The organism is Vibrio sp. D173a (assembly GCF_030248475.1).
Genome location: NZ_JAHGAH010000732.1, coordinates 1 through 710, shown reverse-complemented (window position 1 = coordinate 710; position 710 = coordinate 1). Strand labels below are relative to the sequence as shown.

1 protein-coding gene is annotated in these 710 nt (G+C 44.5%); it reads left to right on the top strand.

The genetic code is table 11. The features are described from left to right. Positions 1-710, top strand: a 710-nt coding sequence (locus KIV40_RS28885; RefSeq protein WP_285352656.1) for an HNH endonuclease domain-containing protein, incomplete at both ends; no start/stop codon positions are given.

The window sequence follows — 710 nt, the reverse complement described above, 5'->3', positions numbered from 1 at the left end:
GAATCAGTTAAAGCATTTAAGTGCCGATGATCTCGCGATTGGTGCGATGTTTTTAGGAGAAGAAGCGAAAGCGCTACAGAAACTGTTCTCACATACCATAAGTACCATCAAAGCTGGGCCTGTCACTTTTATCTATCAGGGAGCCAAAGACAACAAACTGTTCGAGATATTGCCTCCAGCGCAACGTCGAAAGTCACTCAACTCTTTAGTTATAGACAGTGAATTCTTAGCCAGCTTTGGCTACTTCACTTTGGATGAGAGCCTTTGGGAATGTTTTCGAATCTACCACTCTTGGATTGAACCGTTGGTCGTTAATCAGTGGGTGATGGAAATGCAGCGTTTCGAGACAAACCGTGAACGCAACATTTCATTGCAAACCTACCACGACTGCTTGGTATGGATTGATCATAACCACGATACGCGAGACGTGAGAAAGCGTGTTGAGCAGCTCAGAAAGGAGCAAACTGAGATCGTAAGTGTTTGGAGCGGTAAGGTACTCAAGCAGGAATACCATGTTGATCATTGTTTGCCGTTTGCTTACTGGCCGAATAACGACAAATGGAATCTTCTGCCGACAACAACCAAAGAAAACCTCAATAAAAGCGATAAAGTTCCTACGCCTGAAAAGCTTCACGCATCGAAACAGCGCATTGTGGATTGGTGGCGTTTGGCTTGGGATTATTCAGAACAGTCTCAGCAACGTTTCTTCT